The following is a 6,000-nucleotide window of genomic DNA, read 5'->3' on the forward strand; positions in this document are numbered from 1 at the left end:
GGGAAAACCCCTTATTGACCTCGATACGACTGGAAATACGATCGACGATGTAATGTTATTACTCACGGAGCCACGATGCAATCTCCTGCCCTCACTGTAGCGACATCTGCTTTGTTCAGGCGCGCGCCGGTCTGGCGCCACGCGGCAGGCGCCATCGCCGCCACGCTCGCGCTCGGCCTGGCCGCATCCGTGGCGTCGGCCGAGCCCGCCAGGGGCGGGGCCGCCAATCTCGCGATGGTCGGCGAGCCCCAGGGCCTGGACCCGATGGTCAGCACCGCCGACCTGGTCGGCACGATCATGCAGCACGTCTACGAGCCGCTCTACACCTTCGATGCCAACTGGAACGTGGCGCCGATGCTGGCCGAAGGCCTGCCGGTGGTGTCGAAGGACGGCCTGAGCTACACCATCGCGATCCGCAAGGGCGTCAAGCTGCACAACGGGCGCGACCTCGGCGCGGAGGATGTCGTGGCCTCGCTGCAGCGCTGGATGGAGCTCTCGCCGCGCGGCAAGGCGGTCGGCAAGGAAGTGGAGTCGCTGACGGCCAAGGGCCCGCTCACCGTGGAGCTCAAGCTCAAGAGCCCCTACGCGCCGCTGCTGGCGCAGCTCGCGCTGCCGAGCGGCATGGCGGCGATCATGGCCAAGGAAAGCATCGCGCCGCAGCTCAAGGAGTTCATCGGCACCGGGCCCTACAAGTTCAAGGAGCGCCGTCCCGACCAGTTCACGGTGCTGGTGCGCCACGACGGCTACACCTCGCGCAAGGAGGCGCCGAGCGGTTACGCGGGCCGCCGCGAAGCGCTGCTCGACGAACTGCGCTTCGTGCCCGTGCCGAATGCCAACACCCGGGTCGAAGGCTCGCTCTCGGGCCAGTTCCAGTACGCCGACCTGCTGCCGGTGGAGGCCGCGGGCCGGATCGAGAAGGGCGCGCCGGCCGTGGTGCCGATCGTGACCAAGAACTTCGGCTTCCCCTACATCGTGTTCAACACCAAGGAAGGCGTGCTGGCCTCGCAGCCGCTGCGCCGCGCGGTGCAGACCGCGGTCGGGCAGGGCGAGCTGATGGCCGCGGGCTTCGGCGACAACCGCTTCTTCGTGGTCGAGCCCAACTTCTTCCCCAAGGGCACGCCCTACTATTCGGCCGCCGGCAGCAATGCCTACAACACGCGCAACCCTCAAGCGGCCAAGGAGCTCGCGGCCAAGGCCGGCTACAACGGCCAGCCGATCCGCATCATGGCGAGCCGCCAGTACGAGTTCCACTACAACATGGCGCTCGTGATGGCCGAGCAGCTCAAGAAGGCCGGCTTCAAGACCGACCTGCAGGTGGTCGACTGGGCCACGCTGGTGCAGCGCCGCAACGACGCCAAGCTGTGGGACGTGTACTTCACGCATTCGGGCCTGTTCCCCGAGCCGATGCTGTCGCCGCCGCAACTGGGCGACGGCGCGCCGGGCTGGTGGGAAACGGYCGCCAAGAAGTCGACGCTGACGGCCTTCAACCAGGAAACCGACAGCGCCAAGCGCGGGGCGCTGTGGGGCCCGGTGCAGCAGACCGTGTATGACGAGGTGCCGTTCATCGAGGTCGGCAAGTTCAACAGCCTGTCGGCGCGCTCGGCCAGGCTGGAGGGCTACACGCCCGCGATCTGGCCCTTCTTCTGGAACACGGGCCTCGGCAAGTAAGAGCGGATTCCCATGCTGCGCTTCCTGCTCACCCGCCTGGCCGGGGCCCTGGTGGTGCTCGCCATCGTCGCGGTGCTGGTCTTCGCCCTGACCCGCCTGGCGTCCGGCGACCCGGTCGCACTGCTGCTCGGCGACCAGGCGACCACCGAGGACATCGCCCAGGCCCGCATCCGCTACGGCCTGGACAAGCCCCTGCCGACCCAGTTCGTGCTGTGGGTCGGCGAACTGCTGCAGGGCAATCTCGGGCAGTCGCTGTTCCTGCAGCGCCCGGTGGCGCAGGCGCTGCTGGAGCGCGCCGAGCCGACGCTGTTCCTGGCGCTGTTCGCGGTCGGCATCGCGGCCCTGATCGGCATCCCGGCCGGCATGGCGGCCGCCGTCTGGCGCGGCAGCGCGGCCGACCAGGTGGTCAGCGGCGTGGCGATGCTGGGGGCCAGCATCCCGAGCTTCTGGCTCGGCCTGATCCTGATCCAGTTCTTCGCGGTCAAGCTCGGCTGGTTCCCGGCCTCGGGCTATGGCGACCCCAGCGCCTCCTTCGGCGACCGGCTGCAGCACCTGCTGCTTCCGGCGCTGGTGCTGGGCCTGCTCAACTCGGCGCTGATCATCCGCTTCACGCGCGCCTCGATGCTCGACATCCTCGGCGAGGACTATGTGCGCACGGCGCGCGCCAAGGGCCTGCCCGAGGGCGTGATCATGGTCAAGCACGTGCTGCGCAACGCGCTGGTGCCGATCGTCACCGTGCTGGGCCTCACGCTGGCGCTGATGATCGGCGGCACGGTCGTGACCGAGACGGTCTTCAACCTGCCCGGCGTCGGCAACCTGGTGGTGCGCGCGGTGCTCAGGCGCGACTACCCGGTGATCCAGGGCACGCTGCTCGTCATTGCGGCGATCTACGTCTTCATCAACCTCGGCGTCGATTTCATCTACATGCTGGTTGATCCGCGCATCCGGCTGGAGGGCAAATGAGAGCCGCACTTCTTTCCCGCTGGCGCAGCGCGCTGCCGGTGGCGCGGCGCCTGTTCGGGCGCAGGATCGTGCTGGCGGCGGCCCTGGTGCTGCTGCTGGTGGTCGGTGTCGCGGTGCTCTACCCGCTGCTGTCGGACGCCGACCCCGGCGCCATCGAGATCGGCCAGCGCCTGCATGCGCCTTCGCTCGAACACTGGGCCGGCACCGACGAGCTGGGCCGCGACGTCATGCTGCGCATCGTGCACGGCGCGCGCTACTCGCTGCTGATCGGCGTCGTCACGGCCGCCGGTGCGGTGCTGTTCGGCACGCTGATGGGCATGCTCGCGGGCTTCTTCCGCCGGCTCGATGCGCCGCTGATGCGCGTGGTCGACGCCATGATGTCCTTCCCCGACATCCTGCTGGGCATCGCGCTGGTGTCGATCCTCGGCGTCTCGCTGTGGAACGTGATGCTGGCGCTGGTGATCGTCTACACGCCGCGCGTGGCCCGCGTGGTGCGCGCCACCACGCTGGTGCTGCGCGAACTGCTGTTCGTCGATGCGGCGCGCGCGCTCGGAGTGCGCACGCCGAAGATCCTCTGGAAGCACATCCTGCCGAACCTGATGTCGCCGATCCTGGTGCAGGTGACCTTCATCTTTGCCTACGCCATCCTGGCCGAGGCGGGCCTGTCGTTTCTCGGCGTCGGCGTGCCGCCCGACATCCCGACCTGGGGCACGATGATCGCGGGCAGTCTCGACTATGCAGACAAGGCCTTCTGGACCATCTTCTGCCCCGGCCTCGCGATCGTGCTGACCGCGCTGTCGCTGCAAATGCTGGGCGATGGCGTGCGCGACCTGCTGGATCCCAAGCTGAGGAAGGCGGCATGAACGCAACCACGACCATGGCCGCGCCGCGGCTCGAAGTGCAGGGCCTCTCGACCTCCTTCGCCACCGAAGCCGGCCGCATCCAGAGCGTGGCCGACGTCTCCTTTGCGATCCGCCCCGGCCAGACGCTGGCGCTGGTCGGCGAATCGGGCTCGGGCAAGTCCGTCACCAGCCTCACGCTCATGGGCCTGCATGCCAAGACCTCGCATGCGCAGGTCGAGGGCGAAGCGTGGTTCGTGCGGCGCGACGGCCGCCGCGTGAACCTGCTCGACATGCCGGAATGGGAGAAGCGCGCGCTGCGCGGCAACGAGCTCGGCATGATCTTCCAGGAGCCCATGACCAGCCTCAACCCGGTGCTGACCATCGGCGAGCAGATTGCCGAATCGGCGCGCCTGCATCTGAAGCTGGATCGCAAGGCGGCCCATGCCCATGCGCGGCGGATGCTCGAACTGGTCGAGATCCCGGCCGCCGCACAGCGGGTCGACGAATATCCGCACCAGCTCTCGGGCGGCATGCGCCAGCGCGTGATGATCGCGCTCGCGATGGCCTGCAACCCGACGCTGCTGATCGCCGACGAGCCGACCACCGCGCTCGACGTCACGATCCAGGCCCAGATCCTCGCACTGATGGGCCGGCTGCAGAAGGAGACCGGCATGAGCATGCTGTTCGTCACGCACAACCTCGGCGTGGTGGCGCAGTACGCCGATGCGGTGGCCGTGATGTATGCGGGGCGCATCGTCGAATCGGCGCCGGTGCACGATCTGTTCGCGCGGCCCGGGCATCCTTACACGCGCGGCCTGCTGGCCTGCCTGCCGGGCGTGGCGCGACGGCGCGGCTCGCCTGTGCAGGCCGGCAGGCGTCCGCAACTCGTGGCCATCCCGGGCCAAGTATCGAGCCCGTTCGCGCCGCCCCCGGGCTGTGCCTTCGCGCCGCGCTGCGCATTCCGTCGAGAGGCCTGCGATGCCCGCATGCCGATGCTCGAAACCACCGGGGGCGCACGCATGATGCGCTGCATCGGCTTCACCGAAGAGGTGGCGGCGTGACAAGTGCGACATTGGCGAGCGAGCATCTGCTCGAGATCCGGAATCTCAAGAAGTACTTCGGCAAGGGCAGCCATCCGGTGCGCGCGGTCGACGACGTGAGCTTCACGATCCGCAAGGGCGAGACACTGGGGCTCGTCGGCGAATCGGGCTCGGGCAAGAGCACCATCGGCCGGCTGCTCACGCGGCTGGTCGATCCGACCGCTGGCCAGATGCTGTATCAGCCGCAGGGCTCGGACGCGGCGCCGCAGGATCTGGCGCATCTCTCGCAGTCGCAGTTCAGGCCGTTGCGCTCCAAGGTCCAGATCATCTTCCAGGACCCTTACGCCAGCCTCAACCCGCGCATGCGGATCCGCGAGGTGCTGGCCGAAGCGCTGGACACCCATGGCCTGGCCAAGGGCGCGGCGCGCAAGCCGCGCATCGAGCAGTTGCTGCAGCAGGTCGGCCTTCGCCCCGAGCATGCCGACCGCTTTCCGCACGAGTTCTCGGGCGGCCAGCGCCAGCGCATCGGCATCGCGCGCGCATTGGCGGTCGAGCCGCAGTTCATCGTGGCCGACGAGCCGCTGTCGGCGCTCGACGTGTCGATCCAGGCCCAGGTGGTCAACCTGCTGGGCGAACTCAAGGAGCAGCTCGGCCTCACGCTGCTGTTCATCTCGCACGACCTCGACGTGGTGGAATACCTCTGCGACCGGGTGGTCGTGCTGTACCTCGGCCGCGTGATGGAGATCGCGCCGACCGAAGCGCTCTACGCCAGTCCGCAGCACCCGTACACGCGTGCGCTGCTGGCGGCGGCGCCGATTCCCGATCCGGCCCAGCGGCGCGTGGTGCCGCTGCTGCAGGGCGATCTGCCCAGCCCCGCGAATCCGCCCTCGGGCTGCGTGTTCCGCACCCGCTGCCCGCTGGCGGAGGCACGCTGCGCGAGCGCCGACATGCAGCTGCGCGAAGTGCAGCCCGGCCACTGGCATGCCTGCTGGCGCAACGATCTTTGAGTAACCTCCGCACACCATGACCCAAGAGCTGATTCTCGATCACCGCAGCAAGAGCTATCCGCTCACGGCTGCGCCGTGCCGCGCCGCCGATATCGGCAGGAACAAGTGGAACCTGCTGGCCGACGACCTGGCCTACCCGCTGGCCGTGATCCGGCGCTCCGCGCTGGCCCACAACATCGCGTGGATGCAGGACTATGCCGAGCGCAAGGGCGTCAGCCTGGCGCCGCACGGCAAGACCACCATGTCGCCCGAGCTGTTCGCGCAGCAACTGGCGGGCGGCGCCTGGGGCCTGACCTTCGCGACGATCTTCCAGCTGGCCGTCGGCGTGGAAGCCGGCGCCCGCCGCGCCATCATCGCCAACCAGGTGGTCTGCGACGCCGACCTCGACGCGCTCGACCTGCTGCTCGCGCGCCACGACGGCCTGCGGGTCTGGTTCCTGGTCGACTCCCTGGCGCAGCTGGCGCTGATCGAGGACTGGGC

The 6,000-nt window shown here is 68.8% G+C and carries 5 protein-coding genes and 1 pseudogene; all 6 read left to right on the forward strand.

What is annotated here, in order from left to right; translation table 11 throughout:
• The first annotated feature begins 75 nt into the window (after positions 1 to 75).
• Complete coding sequence (locus tag AC1D2K_RS02095; RefSeq protein ID WP_478085924.1) at positions 76 to 1,668, forward strand: ABC transporter substrate-binding protein; 1,593 nt, start codon at positions 76 to 78, stop codon at positions 1,666 to 1,668.
• Between the two features lie 12 nt (positions 1,669 to 1,680).
• The gene (locus AC1D2K_RS02100) at positions 1,681 to 2,631 is read left to right on the forward strand and encodes an ABC transporter permease (RefSeq protein ID WP_478085926.1); all 951 of its coding nucleotides are present in this window, start codon (positions 1,681 to 1,683) and stop codon (positions 2,629 to 2,631) included.
• A complete protein-coding gene (locus AC1D2K_RS02105; protein ID WP_478085928.1) occupies positions 2,628 to 3,494 on the forward strand; it encodes an ABC transporter permease in 867 nt (288 codons plus the stop codon). Before AC1D2K_RS02100 ends, AC1D2K_RS02105 begins: the two co-directional genes overlap by 4 nt.
• Positions 3,491 to 4,534 (forward strand): ABC transporter ATP-binding protein, encoded by a 1,044-nt coding sequence (locus tag AC1D2K_RS02110; RefSeq protein ID WP_478085930.1) that lies wholly within the window; start codon positions 3,491 to 3,493, stop codon positions 4,532 to 4,534. The genes AC1D2K_RS02105 and AC1D2K_RS02110 overlap by 4 nt, the downstream gene beginning before the upstream one ends.
• Complete coding sequence (locus AC1D2K_RS02115; RefSeq protein WP_478085932.1) at positions 4,531 to 5,520, forward strand: ABC transporter ATP-binding protein; 990 nt, start codon at positions 4,531 to 4,533, stop codon at positions 5,518 to 5,520. Before AC1D2K_RS02110 ends, AC1D2K_RS02115 begins: the two co-directional genes overlap by 4 nt.
• 16 nt (positions 5,521 to 5,536) lie before the next feature.
• Positions 5,537 to 6,000 (forward strand): annotated as a pseudogene (locus AC1D2K_RS02120) (amino acid deaminase); the annotation flags it as partial.

The organism is Variovorax sp. P1_H12_2 (assembly GCF_056405335.1).

What these genes read in the sequence shown, in the direction of transcription:
- AC1D2K_RS02100 (WP_478085926.1), top strand. Translation starts at nt 1,681, where the DNA reads ATGCTGCGCTTCCTGCTCACCCGCCTGGCCGGGGCCCTGGTGGTGCTC.
- AC1D2K_RS02105 (WP_478085928.1), top strand. Translation starts at nt 2,628, where the DNA reads ATGAGAGCCGCACTTCTTTCCCGCTGGCGCAGCGCGCTGCCGGTGGCG.
- AC1D2K_RS02110 (WP_478085930.1), top strand. Translation starts at nt 3,491, where the DNA reads ATGAACGCAACCACGACCATGGCCGCGCCGCGGCTCGAAGTGCAGGGC.